The sequence below is a fragment of the Streptomyces sp. 840.1 genome, assembly GCF_003751445.1.
Taxonomy (GTDB): domain Bacteria; phylum Actinomycetota; class Actinomycetes; order Streptomycetales; family Streptomycetaceae; genus Streptomyces.
In genome coordinates this window covers 2853607-2869903 of sequence record NZ_RJUU01000001.1, presented here as the reverse complement: position 1 = coordinate 2869903, position 16297 = coordinate 2853607, and the positions used below count along the sequence as shown (strand labels likewise).

Below are 16297 nucleotides of genomic sequence, written 5' to 3'. Positions count from 1 at the left end.
TGATCCATTAGGCCAGTGGGCCAGGGGGACCACCCAGACCACTGCGGGGGAGACGGAGCAGACCAGATGGCCTGGTACCTGTCGGTCCAAGTGGACCGAGACTCGGCTGTACCGCTCACCGCACAGCTCCAGAACGCCATCAAGAGCCGGGTCGAGGACCGGGTGCTGCACCCCGGGTCACGCTTGCCCTCGAGTCGTCAACTCGCCCTGGACCTGGGGCTTTCGCGCAGTGTGGTGGTCGAGGCCTACGAGCAGCTGATCGCCGAGGGGTACCTGGACGCGGTCCGCGGCTCGGGCACGCATGTGGCCCGGAAGCTGCCGGAGAGCGCGGGCGACACCTCGCTGCTGGATTCCCGTCCGGCCACAAGTGCCCGCTGGGATCTCCGGGTCGGCATCGCGAACCTGTCGAATTTCCCGCGCCAGGAGTGGCTCAACTCCTATACGAAGGTGCTGCAGAATGTCGGCCGGGAAGGGATGGACTACCCGCCGGTCGCCGGAATCGCGGAGTTGCGCAATGAACTCTCCGCCTATCTGGGCCGGGTGCGCTCGGTGCACACCGAGCCGGGCCAGGTGATGGTCACCGCGGGCTTCGCGCAGGGTCTGGCGCTGCTGGCCGACTCCCTGCAGCGCCTGGGCATCCATGAACTGGCCATCGAGGAGCCGGGCCACAACGGGCAGCGCCGGTTCATCCTGGACACCGGGATAACCCCGGTCGGGGTGCCGGTGGACGAGGAGGGCCTGATCGTCGAGGCCCTGGACCGCTCGGGCGCCCGCGCGGTCCTGGTCACCCCCGCCCACCAGTTCCCGACCGGCGTCATGATGTCGCCGGAGCGCCGGCAGCAGCTGCTGGCCTGGGCGCGGGCCCGGGACGGCTGGATCATCGAGGACGACTACGACGGCGAGTTCTGGTTCGACCGGGGGGCCCGGCCCACCGCCCTCCAGGAGGGCGACCCGGAACGGGTGGTGTACGCGGGCACCACCAGCAAGGTCCTGGTACCGGGGCTGCGGCTGGGCTGGCTGGCGATACCCCCGAAGCTGTACCCGCTGATGGAACGGGTCCGCTCCCGCCAGGACCAGGGCTCCGACACCCTCACCCAGCTGGCCTTCGCCGAGCTGATGCGCAGCGGACTGCTGGACCGGCACCTGCGCCGGGTCCGCTCCCGCTACCGCTCCCGCCGCGAGGCGCTGGCGGCGGCCGTCCACGAGTCCCTGCCGGAGGCCCGGCTCATCGGCTGCGCGGCCGGCCTGCACAGCTACGCCGTACTGCCCCCCGGCACGGACGAGGCGGCCGTGGTGCACGGTGCCCAGCGCCGCTCGGTGCTGGTCCGCAGCGGCCGGCAGTTCCGGTTCAGCGGGATGCCGGGCGCACCGGGACTGCTCCTGGGCTACGGCTCGCTGCCCCTCACGGGCATCTCGGACGCCGTGGAGGCGATCGGCGCCGCCTACCGGGAAGCCGCCCGGGGCTGAACACGGCCGGAACTGCGGCCACGCCCCGACGAGCTCGTCAGCGCATCGAGCGGCCGCGCGGGGCGGCGATCAGCTTCTGCGCCAGCGCCTTGTTCACCGCGTCTATGCGCGAGACCGCTTCCAACTTGTCGAAGATATTGCGCAGATGACGCTTGACGGTGCCCTCGGTGATGCCGAGCCTGGCCGCGATCTGCCGGTTGCTCATGGCCTCCGCGACGCACGTCAGCACCTCGCGCTCGCGCGGCGAGACCGGCCCGGCGTCCTGCTCCTGCGTCTGGTAGCCGCCCGAGGTGTAGCCCGAGCGCGGCACCAGGATGGTGATCTGGTCGTCCTCCCGGGCGGCGTTGCGCACCGCGCTCAGCAGCGCCGCACGCGACACGCTCTTGTGCAGATAGCCGCGGGCGCCCAGTTGCAGCAGTTCGTGCACGAGCGGCTGGTCGTCGTACATGGTCAGGATGATGATCCGCAGCGACGGAAAACGCTCCAGGAGGCCGCGTACCGCCGCCCTGGGGTGGTGGTCCGGCATTTCCACGTCGAGCAGCACCACGTGCGGCTGGTGGCGCTCCACCAGCTCGACGAGGCCCCGCCCGCTGCTCGCCTCGGCCACGACCTGCAGATCGTCCTCCGCGTTGAGCAGTTCGGCCAGCGCTGTGCGCAGCAGCGTGTGGTCGTCGGCCGCGAGGATGCGGATCACTTCAGGTCGCGCGTTCAACGGAATCACCTGGCAGGTCCATCAGGGGGATCGTGATCGTGACCCTGGTGCCGACGGCATCGGGGGCGCTGGTGAACAGGATCGTTCCGCCGAGCAGTTCGACCCGTTCGGTGGCCGAGGCGATGCCGTTGGCCTTGCCCGCCACGGCGACCGCCGAGACGTCGAAGCCGCAGCCGTCGTCCTCGATCAGGGCCTGCAGTTTGTACGGGGCGATGTCGATCGCGGCGAGCACGTGCTCGGCCTCGGCGTGCGCCAGGGAGTTGCGCAGACACTCCCGCACCACGAGGAACACCTCGTCGAGCACGTCCTGCGGGGCCCACTCCTCGCTGCCGTTGACCTGGATCCGCACCTTGGAGGGGGTGATCTCCATCGACTCCAGGAACGCGGTGAACGCCGATTCCAGCGTGCCCTCGCGGTCGGCCCGGCGCAGCTGGGTGACCAGGTCACGGATGATCCCGAGCGACTCGGTGAGGGTGTCCTTGACGGCACCGATCCGGGCGGCGACCTCGTCCGGGCGGGATTCCCAGGTCAGTTCGTGCAGTTCTATCCGGCGCAGGGCCAGGCTCACATGATTGCCGAGGTGGTCGTGGATCTCGCGGGCGAGCTGCCGTTGGGTGGCAGCGTTGACCTCCCGCACGGTGTTCAGCAGATAGGTGTCGTGGCCGAGCGCGCCGGCTTCCAGCCGTCTGCCGATCCCCCGCTGCAAGGTACGCACCCCGGCCTGGAAACCGCCGAACCCCGAGGGCGAGTTCACGATCGCCAGGCCGAGCGCGTCGAAGACGATGTCGAAAAGAATCAGTCCGGCACGGATGGAGTGCACGGCGTCGATGCCCTGGGTGGCGCGCTGCACCCCCAGCCCCGCGACCTGCTGAATCAGGGTGTCGCGCACATCGGCCCGGCCGTGCTGCAGGCTGTCCGCACAGTCCCGGATGATCCGCTCGGCCTGCAGCGCGCACGCATGCCAGGCACCGTCATTTGCTACCAGGGGGCTTTTGATCTCTTGCAGCCGGCTCCGGTAGTCGGACAGTAATGCGGGTGTCCGACCCAGGAGTTGTTCGGCTGTGTCGGATTCAATAAATCCTGAATGCATCACTAAAAGAGCCCCCACCCTCACCAGAAACCGACCCTCGGATCATCATCGTACGGTTACAGAATGTCAACACGGCTCCACGCGTCCCACATCTCGGACTCCCACTTCCAGTGGCCATGAGAATGCGCTTACCACGACGTCCGGCAACGCCGTTGCGACCGATCCGACGTATCCGTCGGGGCAGTCCACCTCGTGGACGTACCAGTCACCCGGATCTCCCGAACGGCGCGCGCGCCGCAGCCCGCCCGCACCGGGCTCGCCGACCGAGACCGGGGTCCGCAGTCCGGTTCCGGCCGCTTTGCCCACCGCCTCGATCGCGGTCCACATGCGGAATCCACTGATCCGGTCTGTTTTTCCCACCTCGGGCACCCGGCGCCAGTCGAACACCGGACGGACCCGCTCGACGTCCACCCCCACCAGTCCCGGCGGCCCCGTCACACCCACCAGGGCGGCCGCCCCGGAATGCGACAGGCTGAACCCGAGGTCCGGCCAGGGCCCGTCCACGAGCACGGGCCGGCCGCGGCCGCAGTCGCCGCACACCTCCGGCTCGGGGCAGCGGCGGGCGAAGCGGGGCAGGTCGGCGGGCACGCCGAGATACCCGGCGAGAACGTTGCGCAGCGCGAGATGCGCGTGCCGGTAGCGCCAGCGCGCCACGGGGTGCCGGATCCGCGCCGCGCGGGCACGTTCGGCCAGGTCGAGAACGGTGTCCGCACCATCAGGCGGGACCCGGTCCAGGGGGACGGACCAGACATGGATCTCGCCCGGCGCAAGCACCGCTTCAGCCGGGCTCAAGGACAGGGGCGTAAGGGTATGCATGACGGCTTCCCGGGGTCGGAAACGGACCAGGGCTGCCAACGGCCCTTAACGGGAAGCGGAGTGCCGGAAAGGACGGCGCCCGCCGCTCACCAGCGAAGCGCGGGCGGGGGGCGGCCGGGGGGTCCACTTCGGCGGTGGTCCGGCGTACCAGAGGGGTGCGGGCCGGGCCCGGCCCGGGAGAGCGGGACACCGGGGCGCGGGGTGCGGGACCTGGGATTATTCGGAATCCGACCCGCCGGTATTGCATGCCACTTTAGTGGTAGCCATGGCTCATTTGCGGAACAGTCAGGGCGCACTGCGAATGCCTAGGCTCCTGGACATGCCTACGGCGACGATACGGCCACTGCCTGTGACTGCACCCAGTGTCCCGAAGCACCGAATTCCGCGAACTCCCCGGACTCCTCGAATTCCTCCGATCAGCCGGATCGCCCGAATCCACCGGCTTCTGCTGCTCTGCTTCGAAGAATCTCGCCCCGTCGTTCTGGCGGCCTTTCAGCTCCGCTATTTCGCCGGAATAGCTCTGGCGATCGCATCGGGCCCCGCCCTCACCGGCCGGTCGGTGATCCAGGCGGTATTCGGTTCCGTGGCATGGTTCGGCGCCATCTTCTACACGTACCTCTACAACGGGTGCATGGACTACCGGGAGGACCGGGTCAACGGCTCGGCCCGGCCGATAGCGAGCGGCCGGCTGTCCCGCCGCACCGCACTGACCGTGGCCCGCTGCTCGGCCGCCGGCGCCCTGCTGACCGCCGCGTGCGCCGGCCCCGGCCCGCTGGTGCTGTGCACGGCCATGCTGCTCCTGGGGCACGCCTACTCCTCGCCGCGCACCGCCTGGAAGAACCGGACGCCGGCCGTGATGGGCGTGGTCTTCGTGTCCGGGCTGCTCACCTACGCCGCCGGTCCGCTCACCCTCGGTGTCCCGCCCCAGTCCCCGGCGCTGCTGCTGACCGCCCTCGCCATGTCCCTGTGGATGGCGCTGGTCGGCGCGGTGGCCAAGGACTTCTCCGACATCGCCGGCGACGCGGCGGCGGGCCGCCGGACGTGGGCGGTCGCGCTGGGCGAACGGCGCACCCGCGTCCTGGTCACGGTGGGCGCGTGCACCGTGGGCGGCGGCTTCACCGCCGGAGCGCTGCTCTGGGCACCGGAGCAGCTGCCGACCGCCTGCGTGGTCCTGGCGGGCGCGATCGCACTGTCCGTCGTGACCCTCGCGGGCCGGGCCACCGACAGCCGCCACGAACGGCGGCGCCCCTACCGCTACTTCATGGTCACGCAGCACTGCGCGCATCTGGCGCTGCTGGCCCAGGCCATTGCCTGAGCGGCGCGTCGCCGCCGGTCAGCGGCTTCGAGCGGCCGCCCCGGCCTTTCGTTCAACTCCCTGAACAGGCACGGAAACACAAAGGAACACCGCCCCCGTTCCAAAGGCACATTCACCCACCACTCAAGTGCAACGTACCGCCCGTACGCGGTGGTTGAGGTGGTTTCATCACCGGAGAAAAGCAACGGATCGCAAAAATGCGGTCCGGACCGCGGCATCCGGGAATGAAAGTCTCGCTGACACAGGTGGAGAAATACTCGCGTAACGGTGGAGCGGAACGCGCCCCTCACCGTGTGTCAGCACAACGCCCCCGGCCGCAGGAAGGAGACGGAAGACGATGACGAGCACCCGACTGGCACTTACTTTCCCCGGCCAGGGAGCCCAGCGTCCCGGTATGGGCCTGCCCTGGACCCACACCCCCGGCTGGTCAGTGGTGGCGGAGGTCTCCGAGGCCGCGGGCCGCGACATCGAGACCCTGCTGCTGGACGCCGACACGGCGACGCTGCGGCGTACCGACAACGCCCAGCTGACCACCTTCACCCTGGCGCTGGTCGCCATGACGGAACTGCGCCGCCAGCACCCGCTGGCCACCTTCCCCGGCGCGTGCGCCGGACACAGCCTGGGCGAGTACTCCGCGCTCGTCGCCGCCGGAATCCTGGACCCGCAGGACGCGGTGCGCCTGATCATGGCGCGCGGCGACGCGATGCGGACGGCCTGCGAACGCACCGCCGGCACCATGGCCGCGGTCCTCGGCCTGGACACGGACCGGGTCCAGGAGGTCGTCGACGAGGTCCACGCGGCGGGCGGCCAGGTGTGGCCGGCCAACCTCAACTCCCCCCAGCAGACGGTCATCGCGGGCCGGGCGGCCGACGTGGAGCGCTGCTCGTCGGCGCTGCTGCGGGCCGGGGCGGTGAAGGTGGTGGCGCTCACGGTCGACGGCGCCTTCCACACCCCGCTGATGGCCGGGGCGGTCGAGCCCTTCGCGGCGGCCCTGGCCACGGCCCGCTTCATGCCGGGCCACTCCGCGGTCGTCGCCAACGTGGACGCCCGCGCCTACCGGGGCGGCCCGCACTGGGCGGAGCTGCTGCGCCGCCAGCTCACGGCGCCGGTGCGCTGGTCGGACACGCTCCACACGCTCACCGCCGAACTGGCCTGCGACCGCCTCATGGAGATCGGCCCCGGCCGGACCCTGACAGGCCTGGCCAAGGCCACCGTCCCCCGGGTGCCGCGCGACACGTTCTCGGACCCGCGCACCTCCCTGGTCCCCGCGGCCTGAGAAGCGTCCGGGCCCGCCCGGACGCGCGACGCGAAGGGCCGCTCCCCGCACCGGGGAGCGGCCCTTCGCGTCGTCCGGCCCTCAGGCGCCGAGCAGCCTGCGCACCCGGTCGGCCCCGACCGCGAGCAGCAGCGTGGGCAGGCGCGGCCCGGTGTCCCGGCCGACGAGCAGCCGGTACAGCAGCGCGAAGAACGACCGCTGCGCGATCTTCAGCTCGGGCGTCGGCTTGGCGTCCGGCTCCAGGCCGGCCAGCGTCTTCGGCACGCCGTAGACGAGCGTGGTCAGCCCGTCCAGCGACCAGTGCGAGTCGAGACCCTCCACCAGCAGCCGCAGCGATTCGCGGCCCTGGTCGTCGAGCGAGCCGAGCAGCTCCTTGTCCGGCTCGTCGCGGACGATGGTGCGGGCCTCGGCCGGGACCTGGGTGGTGATCCAGTTCTCCGCCCGGTCCAGCCGGGGCCTGGCCTCGTCCAGCGAGGTCAGCGGGTCCTGCGGGTCGAGCTCGCTGAGGATGCGCAGCGTCTGGTCCTCGGCCCCGGCGGTGATGTCGGCCACCGAGGCGAGGGTGCGGTACGGCAGCGGGTGCGGGGTGCGGGGCAGCTCACCGGCGGCCGTCCCGATCGCGCGGGTGTGCGCGGCGGCGTCGGCCGGCAGCACCGAGCCGTCGGCGACCTTGCGCTCCAGCGCGTCCCACTCGTCGTAGAGCCGCTGGATCTCCTGGTCGAAGGCGATCTTGAAGGACTGGTTGGGCCTGCGGCGCGCGTACAGCCAGCGCAGCAGCGGCGCCTCCATGATCTTCAGCGCGTCGGCCGGGGTCGGCACGCCGCCCTTGGAGGAGGACATCTTCGCCATGCCGGAGATCCCGACGAAGGCGTACATCGGGCCGATCGGCTGCGTACCGTCGAAGATCTCGCGGACGATCTGGCCGCCGACGACGAACGAGGAGCCGGGCGAGGAGTGGTCGACGCCGCTCGGCTCGAAGATCACGCCCTCGTACGCCCAGCGCATCGGCCAGTCGACCTTCCAGACCAGCTTGCCCCGGTTGAACTCCTTCAGCCGGACCGTCTCGGCGAAGCCGCAGGCCGAGCAGGTGTAGTTCAGCTCGGTGCTCTCGTCGTCGTACGACGTGACCGTGGTCAGGTCCTTCTCGCAGTTGCCGCAGTAGGGCTTGTACGGGAAGTAGCCGGCCGAGCCGCCGCCGCCGTCGTCCTCGCTCGCCGCGCCGGAACCGGCCTCGGCCGCCAGCTCGGCCTCGTCCGCCTTCTTCTGCTGCGGCTTCTTGCCGCCCTTGCCGCCCGCCGGGTCCTTCTTGGTCCGGTAGCGGTCCAGGACGGCGTCGATGTCGGCGCGGTGGCGCATCGCGTGCAGGATCTGCTCGCGGTACGTACCGGCCAGGTACTGCTCCGTCTGGCTGATCCCGTCGTACTCGACGCCCAGCTCGTCCAGCGAGGCCGTCATGGCGGCCTTGAAGTGCTCGGCCCAGTTCGGGTACGCCGAGCCGGCCGGGGCGGGCACCGAGGTCAGCGGCTTGCCGATGTGCTCGGCCCAGGACTCGTCGACCCCCGGGACACCGTTCGGCACCTTGCGGTAGCGGTCGTAGTCGTCCCAGGAGATCAGGTGGCGCACGGTGTGCCCGCGGCGGCGGACCTCGTCGGCGACCAGGTGCGGGGTCATGACCTCGCGCAGGTTGCCCAGGTGGATCGGGCCGGACGGGGAGAGGCCGGAGGCGACGACGACCGGTTTGCCAGGCGCACGACGCTCCGATTCGGCGATGACCTCGTCCGCGAAGCGGGAGACCCAGTCGGTCTCGGTGCTGCTCTGACTCTGAGCCACGGTCGGCACGTCCTTCTCTCTTGTAGGACTCATAGGGGCGCGGACCATTCTCCCAGGTGCCGCCCACAGCGCGAAAACGGCTTTGCACACCGTGGGATACTTGGGGCCATCCCCTGTACCCCTACGGAAACGGCAGCCAGCTGATGGCCTCGGTCAATTCCCTCGCTTCCACGCTCCAGCAGCAGCTGGCGGACGCCCTGACGGCAGCCCTGCCGGATGCCGGTACCGCGGACCCGCTGCTGCGCCGAAGCGACCGGGCCGACTTCCAGGCCAACGGCATCCTGGCCCTCGCCAAGAAGCTCAAGGGCAACCCGCGCGAGGTGGCCGCCCAGGTCACCGGCGCCCTCCCGGCGACGGACCTGATCAAGGACATCGAGGTCTCGGGACCCGGCTTCCTGAACATCACGCTCTCCGACAAGGCGATCACCGAGACGCTCGCCGCCCGTGCCGCCGACGACGAGGGCCGGCTCGGCGTGCCGTACAACAGCGCGGCCGGCACCACCGTCATCGACTACGCCCAGCCGAACGTGGCCAAGGAGATGCACGTCGGCCACCTGCGGTCCGCCGTCATCGGTGACGCGATGGTGCAGATCCTGGAGTTCACCGGCGAGTCCGTCGTGCGGCGCCACCACATCGGCGACTGGGGCACCCAGTTCGGCATGCTCATCCAGTACCTGATCGAGCACCCCGACCAGCTGGACCACGAGGGCGAGCAGGCGGACGGCGAAGCCGCCATGTCGTCCCTGAACCGGCTCTACAAGGCCTCCCGGGTCCTGTTCGACTCCGACGAGGAGTTCAAGGCCCGCTCGCGGGACCGGGTGGTCGCGCTCCAGGCCGGTGAGCCGGAGACGCTCGCCATGTGGCAGCGGTTCGTCGACGAGTCGAAGATCTACTTCTACTCGGTCTTCGACAAGCTCGACATGGAGATCAGCGACCCCGACATCGTCGGCGAGTCCGGCTACAACGACATGCTGGAGGAGACCTGCCGGATCCTGGAGGAGACGGGCGTCGCCGTCCGCTCCGAGGGTGCGCTGTGCGTCTTCTTCGACGATGTGAAGGGCCCGGACGGCAACCCGACACCGCTGATCGTCAAGAAGACGAACGGCGGCTACGGCTACGCGGCCACCGACCTCTCCGCGATCCGCGACCGGGTGCAGAACCTCAAGGCGGACAGCCTGCTGTACGTGGTGGACGTGCGGCAGTCCCTGCACTTCAAGATGGTCTTCGAGACGGCGCGGCGGGCCGGCTGGCTGAACGACGGCGTCAAGGCGCACCAGCTGGCGTTCGGCACGATCCTCGGCAAGGACGGCAAGCCGTTCAAGACCCGTGAGGGTGTCACGGTCAAGCTGGAGGACCTGCTCGACGAGGCGGTCGAGCGGGCGACGGCCGTGGTCCGGGGCAAGGCCGAGAAGGTCGGTCTGACCGAGGAGGAGATCCTCGAGAACGGCCGGTACGTCGGCATCGGCGCCGTGAAGTACGCCGACCTGTCGACCTCCGCCGTGCGGGACTACAAGTTCGACCTGGACCAGATGGTGGCGCTGCACGGCGACACGTCGGTCTACCTCCAGTACGCGTACGCGCGTATCCGGTCGATCCTGCGCAACGCCGGCGACGCGAAGCCGGTCGCGCACCCGGAGCTGGCTCTCGCCCCGGCCGAGCGGGCGCTGGGCCTGCATCTGGACCAGTTCGGTGAGGTCCTGGCCGAGGTCGCGGCGGGCTACGAGCCGCACAAGCTGGCCGCGTACCTCTACCAGCTGGCCTCGCACTACACGACGTTCTACGACCAGTGCCACGTCCTGAGCGACGAGAACCCGGCCGAGGTCGTGGAGAACCGGCTGTTCCTCTGCGACATCACCGCCCGCACGCTTCACCAGGGCATGGCGCTGCTCGGCATCCGGACGCCCGACCGGCTCTGAGCACCACGCTTTCCCTGCCGACGAAGGGCCGCCGACACCTCCTGACCCGGAGTGCTGTCGGCGGCCCTTCGCTCATCCGGCCGGGCACGGCCCCGGCGCGGTGATCTCTCAGGAGGGCGAGACCCCCACCCCCGTGACGTCGGCGCCGATGTCGCACCAGGTGGTGGAGGTCCCACCGGACACCGCGCGGTTGCCGAAGTGCCGGTAGGTGCCGTAGCCGGCCTTGTAGCAGTCGATGAACTCGGTGAACGCCCCGCCCGTACAGCTGACGGAGGCGCCGTGGTGTCCCCCGCTCCCTGTCAGGAGTCTGGGGGTGCTGCAGGAGAGCCCTGCCGGGGATGCGGCGGCGGCCGGGGCCAGGCCCAGCAGCCCCCCGCCGGCCAGTGCGAGGGCTGCGACGGCAGCCGCGACTCGGTGGTGACTACGCACGTTTCGTCTCCTCTGAGGATCAGGCAGAAGCGATCGGTCCGATTTCAGCCTGATCGTCCTCCGCACCGATCCGCCAGAGCGCCCGGACCAACTGGCCGAAAGCGTCATACCGCCCCCGGCAGGACGAAACGAGTCCGGGAGAGTGCGAACCCCGGTGGAAACGGCGCGGGGCCTCGGCACGAGCCCCCTCACGGGCGGGCGCCGAAGCCCCGGACCGCCGGAACGACTGACGGACAGCCAGCCGAAAATCGATTACGGACAGTTATTCGACGGGGGCGCATTCGCCGCGCAGCGTCACCACTGCCGTACCACCGGGCCCGTGCTCGTACTCCTACTCGGGCCGCCCCAGCGCCCACCCCGACACGTCCGACAGCCGCCCGCGCCACAGCGGCAGCCGAAGGGGAGCGGTACCGCCGAACACGAGCGTGGCGTCGCGCAGGTGGATCCAGCGGGGGAGCCGCTGCGCGTCCTGGTCGGCGCGGAGCTCTCTGATGCCCTGGTCCACCGTCTCGGGGAACTCCGCGATGAGGTTGGCGCCCTCGCCCTCGACCTGGCGCAGGCTCCTGGACCACTCCGCCTTCCAGGCCTCGTGACCGATCACGTCACCGTGCAGCACACCGGCCGGGATAGTCAGCGTGAGCGGCAGACCGGACCTCGACTCCCGGTCGAGGAGCTGGATCAGCAGCTGGAGCTGGAGATCGGGCACCGCCTCGGTGATCACCGCGGTCGAGTCCGGTGCGAGGTCGACGGACTCGTTCATGGGCTTGTTCCCTTCGCCGCACGGTCTGGTCCCGCTCACCTGCCCCGAGGACGCCGCCGCACGCCTGGGAGCGGACGACCACCCGTACGGACCAATTCCGGATATACGGCAACAGCCCGGGTACACGCAGCGAGGACCGGCCACCGCGCCTTTCTTCTGGGGTGAACCACATGACCGACGCATGCAGCGCACCCGAATTCTCCGCCGATGAAGTCCGCTCGGAGCCCGCGCCCCCGCCGCGGCGGGCCGCCGAGGCCCGCGAGGCCGCCGCCGCCTTCGTCGCCCGGCTGAATCCGGCGCCGTCCGCCCGTGCCGTCCAGAACCTGGTCCTGCTCTCCTCCGAGCTGGTCACGAACGCCATCCGGTACGCCGGAGGCGTCACCGCCCTGTCGTTCGGCGCCGACCACGGCGCGCTGCACGTACGCGTCGTGGACCCCAGCCCCACCCATCCGCAGTGCCGCGTCCCGGACCTGACCGGCCAGTCGGGCGGCTTCGGCTGGCCGATGGTCCTCCGGCTCGCCAGCAGCGTGACCGTCCACCGCCACGGCAGCCGGGGCAAGACGATCCTCGCGACGCTGGCACGCTGACCGGTTCGCCGGTCACGGGCCGCTGTCGCGGGAAGCGGTCACAGGAAGCGGTTCACAGGAAGCGGCGGAACGGCACGACCGAAGCCTCCCGGAGCCGCTGCAGGACCGGCCGCCGCTTCCAGCGCCCGCCCTTGATGAGGACGCTCGCCTTCAGGTCCTGATCGAAGTGGTCGTCCAGCGTCGCGGTGAACGTACGGTCCATCACCGCGAGCATCACTTCCTCGTCGTGGTCCATCGAGCGGCGGTTGAAGTTGGTCGAGCCGATCAGCGAAGCGACGCGGTCGACGGTGATGGCCTTGGTGTGGATCATCGTCGGCTGGTACTGGAAGATCTTCACGCCGCAGGCGGTGAGGTCCTCGTAGTGGAGCTGCCCGGCCAGCTGGCAGACCCGCTTGTCGGTGTGCGGTCCCGGCAGCAGGATCTCCACCTCGACCCCCCGCCGCGCGGCGGCACAGAGCAGCCCCACGAAGTAGGCGTCGGGCGCGAAGTAGGCCGTGGTGAGCCGCACCCGCTCCTCGGCGGACTCCAGTACGACGCGGAGCAGCGTCTGCATGTCCTGCCAGCCGAAGGCGGCCGATCCGCGTACGACCTGGACGACCGCTTCGCCACCCTGCGGGGTCCGCAGGAAGCGGTCGCGGTCGTCGAACAGTTCGTCGTGGCACTCGGCCCAGTTCTGCGAGAAAGCCGCCGCCAGCCCGTCCACGGCCGGTCCCCGCACCTGTACGTGGGTGTCGCGCCACTCGCTCTCGTCGCGGGCGTCCCCGCACCACTCCTCGGCTATCCCGACGCCGCCGGTGAACGCGGTCTCCTCGTCGACCACGAGGACCTTGCGGTGGCACCGGTGGTTCTGCTTCAGCGGTGAGAGGTGGAGGGGCTTGCGGAACCACGCCACCTGGACGCCTGCCGCTTCCATCGCCGCGAGCTGGTCCTTCTCGATCAGCCGGCTGCCGAACCCGTCCAGCAGCAGCCGGACCCTGACCCCGGCGCGCGCCCGGTCCGCCAGTGACCGGGCGAACTCCCCGGCGATGTCGCCCCGCCAGTAGACGAAGGTCACCATGTCCACGGTGTGTTCGGCGCTCCGGATGCTCTCCAGCATCGCGGCGAAGATCGCGTCACCGTTGCGGAGGGCGACCAGTTCGTTCCCCTCGGTCGCGGCGATCCCGATGAGCCGTTCCAGCCGGCGCCGCAGCCTGAGCGCGCGTTCGTCGAGGAGCGCGCTCTCCTGCTCGTCCGGGACAGCGGCGGCGGCCTCGGTGGCGGCGTCGGCGGCGGGAGCGCCGGACGGCTCCGGGCCGATGCGCTCCGGTCTGCCGTCCACGGTGCTGGTCATACGTCTCCTCCGACGGTCGTCTCTGGGCGATTGCGCGCCGCCACCCCGTTCGGAGGCGGCCCCGCGCATCTTCCCGCGACTTCGCCGTCCACGCGCACACCGCCCTGTGACGGCTCAGACAGCGCCGAGAAGTCCGAGCACCTTGCGGACCGCTTCGACGACCGGCTCCCCGACCGTCGACACCGTGGCCGCGATCCCGGCGACCGCCAGCAGCGCACGGTGCCGCTCCTCCGGCGCGTCGGCCTGGCCGGTGAGGGCGGGCAGGTTGTCGTCCAGGGCGCGGGCGCCGGCGGGCGGGAGCTTTCCGCGCAGCTCGCCGACGAGCCGCAGCAGCTCCCCCACCGCCGCCCGCAGCTCCGGGGAGGCGGGTCCGGCGGCGGGCTGCGCGAAGTGGTTGTTCTGGATGCCCGTGTTGCCGGTTCCGCCGTACATGTTGACGTTGTCGCCGCTCATGAATGCGCAATCCCTACGTTCCCGGTTCCGCCGTACATGTTGACGTTGTCCCCGAAGTGGTAGATCTGGGGACTCACGCTGATGCCCTCCACCCGGACGGTGAACTCGGTCTCCGGGTGGTCTATCGCGTGCGCGATGCGGCCGACGAGCTGGATCAGATGCCCGGGGTCGTGGCTGGTCACCATCGCCGTGGACGGCCCCGACGTCTCCACGGCCAGCACGAAGTGCGAGGGCGCCGACAGGACCTTCGTCAGCTCCAGCAGGTAGTAGACGAGCGCGCCGATCGTGCCGAGCCACACGATGGTGACGAACGGTCCGGCGCCGCTCTCGCCGCTGCTGATGGACGCCACCGTGTCGACCAGCAGGATGAGCACGGTCATCCCGATCGCCAGCGCGAGCGTCAGGGCCACGCGCTTGCAGAAGAGCGTGATGGCCTCCTTGCGGCGCGGGCGCAGCACGAAGGTGAACACCCGGGCGATGTTCTCCAGCGGGTACGCGGCCGGCCCGACCCACAGCAGCCGCTTGCTGACCCGGAGATCCACCGCCTGCACGAGGGGCGGCGGCGGGGGCGCGCCCGTGGGGCGCGGCGGTACGGCCGGTGGCTCCATGGCTCCCCCTCGGATGATCGGCTCGGCGCGAAGGACCAATTAAGCGCCGCGCCTTCGGTCAACGCAAGCCAGAATCCTTCAACAGTGCTTCAGTGCACCGGAGTTGGCGGAAAATCACCTTCCGCCACACCTGGACCTGGGTTCCGGCCGCACAAGCCACTGCCGGGCGTCACTCTCCGTATGTCTCTGATACTTCCATTCATGAGAGTATTATGGGTGGAAGTATCTGGACCACAGTCGGAGGTGGACTGCCATGGACGGATTCATCGGGCGCCGCACCGAACTGGGCCTGCTGGACGACCTGCTGCGTCCGGTGCGGACCGGCGGCCGCAGCGGGCGTCCGGGACGGGCAGTCCTGATCCGCGGGCGCCGCCGGGTGGGCAAGTCCCGATTGGTGGAGGAGTTCCTGACGCGGGCGGGGCTGCCGCACGTGTTCTTCACCGCCGTCGGCGGCTCCCGCGAGGCGGACCTGGCAGGTTTCGCCGCCGAGGTCTCCGCCTCCCCGCTCCCGGACGCGGCCCGGTTCAACGCCTTCACGGCCCCGCTGACCTGGGACGCCGCGCTGAGCATGCTGACCTCGGCGCTGCCCACCGACTCCCCCAGCGTGGTGGTCCTCGACGAGATGCCCTACCTCGTACGCGAGGACCCCAGCTTCGAGGGGACACTGCAGAAGGCATTCGACCGGACCCTGTCGAAACTGCCCGTTCTGCTCGTCCTCATCGGCTCCGACATCGCCATGATGGAACAGCTCAACACCTACGGGAGGCCGTTCTACCAGCGGGGTACGGAAATGGTCGTGCCCCCGCTGAACCCGGCAGAGGTCGCGCTGATGCTCGGTCTGCCGCCCGCCGACGCCTTCGACGCCTATCTGGTGTCCGGTGGGCTTCCGCTCATCCTGGAGGAGTGGCCACGGGGCGCCGGGCTGTGGGAGTACCTCGAAGTGGCCCTGCGCAGTCCGACCTCCGCACTCCTGGTCAGCGGCGAGCGGTCCCTGTCAGCCGAGTTCCCCGCCGAGGCGCAGGCTCGCACCGTCCTGGGCGCCATCGGTCACGGCGAACGCACCTTCACCCTGATCGGCAGAGCCGCCGGCGGCATCAACTCCAGCTCGGTCGCCCGCTCGCTGGAGCTCCTCACCTCACGCCGCATGGTCGCCGCGGAAACACCGCTGTCCACCAGACCCAGCCGCGAGACCCGCTATCGCATCGCCGACCCGTACCTGCGCTTCTGGCTCTCCTTCATCGGCCCGGGAATCCCCGCGATCGAACGCGGCCGGGGAGACCGCGTCCTCGACACCATCCGTGCCCGCTGGACGTCCTGGCGGGGCCGGGCCATCGAGCCCGTCATCCGCGAAGCCCTGTGGCGGCTCGGCTCCGACGAAGGGCAGCTGCCTGCGGGCACCGATGCGATCGGCGGCTACTGGACCCGCACCAACGACCCGGAGATCGACATCGTCGGCGCCGACCGCGCCCCCATCGCGAAGAAGATCACGCTCGTGGGTTCGGTCAAGTGGCTGGAGAAGAAGCCCTTCGACCACCGCGACCTCGCCCGCTTGGTCGCCCACCGCTCCGAGCTTCCCGGCGCCGACGACGCCACGCCCTTGCTCGCCGTCACCCGCAGCGGCTGCACCGCCGACGTCCCCAGCCTCACACCCGAGGACCTCCACCACGCCTGGACCTGACTGCGTCACCGGTGGCGCACCGCCGCCGAG

15 protein-coding genes are annotated in these 16297 nt (G+C 70.4%); 6 read left to right on the top strand and 9 right to left on the bottom strand.

Annotated elements, in window-relative coordinates; all coding sequences use genetic code 11:
- Positions 1 to 66 precede the first annotated feature (66 nt).
- Positions 67 to 1467 (top strand): PLP-dependent aminotransferase family protein, encoded by a 1401-nt coding sequence (locus tag EDD93_RS13165; protein WP_123525328.1) that lies wholly within the window; start codon positions 67 to 69, stop codon positions 1465 to 1467.
- A 37-nt stretch (positions 1468 to 1504) separates the two neighbouring features.
- On the opposite strand, the gene EDD93_RS13160 is transcribed toward EDD93_RS13165, so the two are convergent.
- The 3 genes from EDD93_RS13160 to EDD93_RS13150 form a co-directional block, all read right to left on the bottom strand.
- Positions 1505 to 2179 carry a response regulator transcription factor gene (locus EDD93_RS13160; protein ID WP_260255712.1) on the bottom strand — a complete coding sequence of 225 codons (675 nt, stop codon included), beginning with the start codon at positions 2177 to 2179 and terminating at the stop codon, positions 1505 to 1507.
- A complete protein-coding gene (locus EDD93_RS13155; RefSeq protein ID WP_185092301.1) occupies positions 2163 to 3068 on the bottom strand; it encodes a sensor histidine kinase in 906 nt (301 codons plus the stop codon). The genes EDD93_RS13160 and EDD93_RS13155 overlap by 17 nt, the downstream gene beginning before the upstream one ends.
- Before the next feature lie 267 nt (positions 3069 to 3335).
- Positions 3336 to 4124 (bottom strand): 4'-phosphopantetheinyl transferase superfamily protein, encoded by a 789-nt coding sequence (locus tag EDD93_RS13150; protein WP_148083856.1) that lies wholly within the window; start codon positions 4122 to 4124, stop codon positions 3336 to 3338.
- Between the two features lie 226 nt (positions 4125 to 4350).
- On the opposite strand from EDD93_RS13150, the gene EDD93_RS13145 reads away from it, so the two are divergent.
- On the top strand, positions 4351 to 5400 hold the full coding sequence (locus EDD93_RS13145; protein ID WP_123525325.1) for a UbiA family prenyltransferase: 1050 nt from the start codon (positions 4351 to 4353) through the stop codon (positions 5398 to 5400).
- Between the two features lie 337 nt (positions 5401 to 5737).
- Positions 5738 to 6676, top strand: a complete 939-nt coding sequence (locus tag EDD93_RS13140) for an ACP S-malonyltransferase (protein WP_123525324.1) — start codon at positions 5738 to 5740, stop codon at positions 6674 to 6676.
- 81 nt (positions 6677 to 6757) lie between these two features.
- Here the strand turns inward: EDD93_RS13140 and lysS are convergent, their stop codons facing one another.
- The gene (lysS, locus tag EDD93_RS13135; protein WP_185092490.1) at positions 6758 to 8515 is read right to left on the bottom strand and encodes a lysine--tRNA ligase; all 1758 of its coding nucleotides are present in this window, start codon (positions 8513 to 8515) and stop codon (positions 6758 to 6760) included.
- Between the two features lie 134 nt (positions 8516 to 8649).
- Between lysS and argS the strand changes: the two genes are divergently transcribed.
- Positions 8650 to 10422, top strand: a complete 1773-nt coding sequence (argS, locus tag EDD93_RS13130; protein WP_123525323.1) for an arginine--tRNA ligase — start codon at positions 8650 to 8652, stop codon at positions 10420 to 10422.
- Positions 10423 to 10530: 108 nt separating this feature from the next.
- On the opposite strand, the gene EDD93_RS13125 is transcribed toward argS, so the two are convergent.
- Together EDD93_RS13125 and EDD93_RS13120 are read right to left on the bottom strand one after the other, a co-directional pair.
- Positions 10531 to 10851: a hypothetical protein gene (locus EDD93_RS13125; protein ID WP_123525322.1), complete on the bottom strand. Its 321-nt coding sequence runs from the start codon at positions 10849 to 10851 to the stop codon at positions 10531 to 10533.
- A 331-nt stretch (positions 10852 to 11182) separates the two neighbouring features.
- Positions 11183 to 11611, bottom strand: a complete 429-nt coding sequence (locus tag EDD93_RS13120) for a hypothetical protein (protein WP_123525321.1) — start codon at positions 11609 to 11611, stop codon at positions 11183 to 11185.
- 170 nt (positions 11612 to 11781) lie between these two features.
- Between EDD93_RS13120 and EDD93_RS13115 the strand changes: the two genes are divergently transcribed.
- Complete coding sequence (locus EDD93_RS13115; RefSeq protein ID WP_123525320.1) at positions 11782 to 12198, top strand: ATP-binding protein; 417 nt, start codon at positions 11782 to 11784, stop codon at positions 12196 to 12198.
- Between the two features lie 52 nt (positions 12199 to 12250).
- Here EDD93_RS13115 and EDD93_RS13110 read toward each other — a convergent pair whose 3' ends face one another.
- The 3 genes from EDD93_RS13110 to EDD93_RS13100 all read right to left on the bottom strand — a co-directional run bounded on the left by EDD93_RS13110 (position 12251) and on the right by EDD93_RS13100 (position 14589).
- Positions 12251 to 13528: a phosphatidylserine/phosphatidylglycerophosphate/cardiolipin synthase family protein gene (locus tag EDD93_RS13110; RefSeq protein ID WP_123525319.1), complete on the bottom strand. Its 1278-nt coding sequence runs from the start codon at positions 13526 to 13528 to the stop codon at positions 12251 to 12253.
- 114 nt (positions 13529 to 13642) lie between these two features.
- The gene (locus tag EDD93_RS13105) at positions 13643 to 13981 is read right to left on the bottom strand and encodes a DUF5955 family protein (RefSeq protein WP_123525318.1); all 339 of its coding nucleotides are present in this window, start codon (positions 13979 to 13981) and stop codon (positions 13643 to 13645) included.
- Positions 13978 to 14589 carry a DUF6232 family protein gene (locus EDD93_RS13100; protein ID WP_123525317.1) on the bottom strand — a complete coding sequence of 204 codons (612 nt, stop codon included), beginning with the start codon at positions 14587 to 14589 and terminating at the stop codon, positions 13978 to 13980. Before EDD93_RS13100 ends, EDD93_RS13105 begins: the two co-directional genes overlap by 4 nt.
- Positions 14590 to 14842: 253 nt before the next feature.
- Between EDD93_RS13100 and EDD93_RS13095 the strand changes: the two genes are divergently transcribed.
- On the top strand, positions 14843 to 16267 hold the full coding sequence (locus EDD93_RS13095; protein ID WP_123525316.1) for an ATP-binding protein: 1425 nt from the start codon (positions 14843 to 14845) through the stop codon (positions 16265 to 16267).
- Positions 16268 to 16297 lie beyond the last annotated feature (30 nt).

Excerpts from the sequence above, each read along its gene's own strand:
- EDD93_RS13165 (WP_123525328.1), top strand. The coding sequence starts at position 67 with ATGGCCTGGTACCTGTCGGTCCAAGTGGACCGAGACTCGGCTGTACCG.
- EDD93_RS13145 (WP_123525325.1), top strand. The coding sequence starts at position 4,351 with ATGGCTCATTTGCGGAACAGTCAGGGCGCACTGCGAATGCCTAGGCTC.
- EDD93_RS13140 (WP_123525324.1), top strand. The coding sequence starts at position 5,738 with ATGACGAGCACCCGACTGGCACTTACTTTCCCCGGCCAGGGAGCCCAG.
- argS (WP_123525323.1), top strand. The coding sequence starts at position 8,650 with ATGGCCTCGGTCAATTCCCTCGCTTCCACGCTCCAGCAGCAGCTGGCG.
- EDD93_RS13120 (WP_123525321.1), bottom strand. The coding sequence starts at position 11,611 with ATGAACGAGTCCGTCGACCTCGCACCGGACTCGACCGCGGTGATCACC.
- EDD93_RS13115 (WP_123525320.1), top strand. The coding sequence starts at position 11,782 with ATGACCGACGCATGCAGCGCACCCGAATTCTCCGCCGATGAAGTCCGC.
- EDD93_RS13110 (WP_123525319.1), bottom strand. The coding sequence starts at position 13,528 with ATGACCAGCACCGTGGACGGCAGACCGGAGCGCATCGGCCCGGAGCCG.
- EDD93_RS13105 (WP_123525318.1), bottom strand. The coding sequence starts at position 13,981 with ATGAGCGGCGACAACGTCAACATGTACGGCGGAACCGGCAACACGGGC.
- EDD93_RS13100 (WP_123525317.1), bottom strand. The coding sequence starts at position 14,589 with ATGGAGCCACCGGCCGTACCGCCGCGCCCCACGGGCGCGCCCCCGCCG.
- EDD93_RS13095 (WP_123525316.1), top strand. The coding sequence starts at position 14,843 with ATGGACGGATTCATCGGGCGCCGCACCGAACTGGGCCTGCTGGACGAC.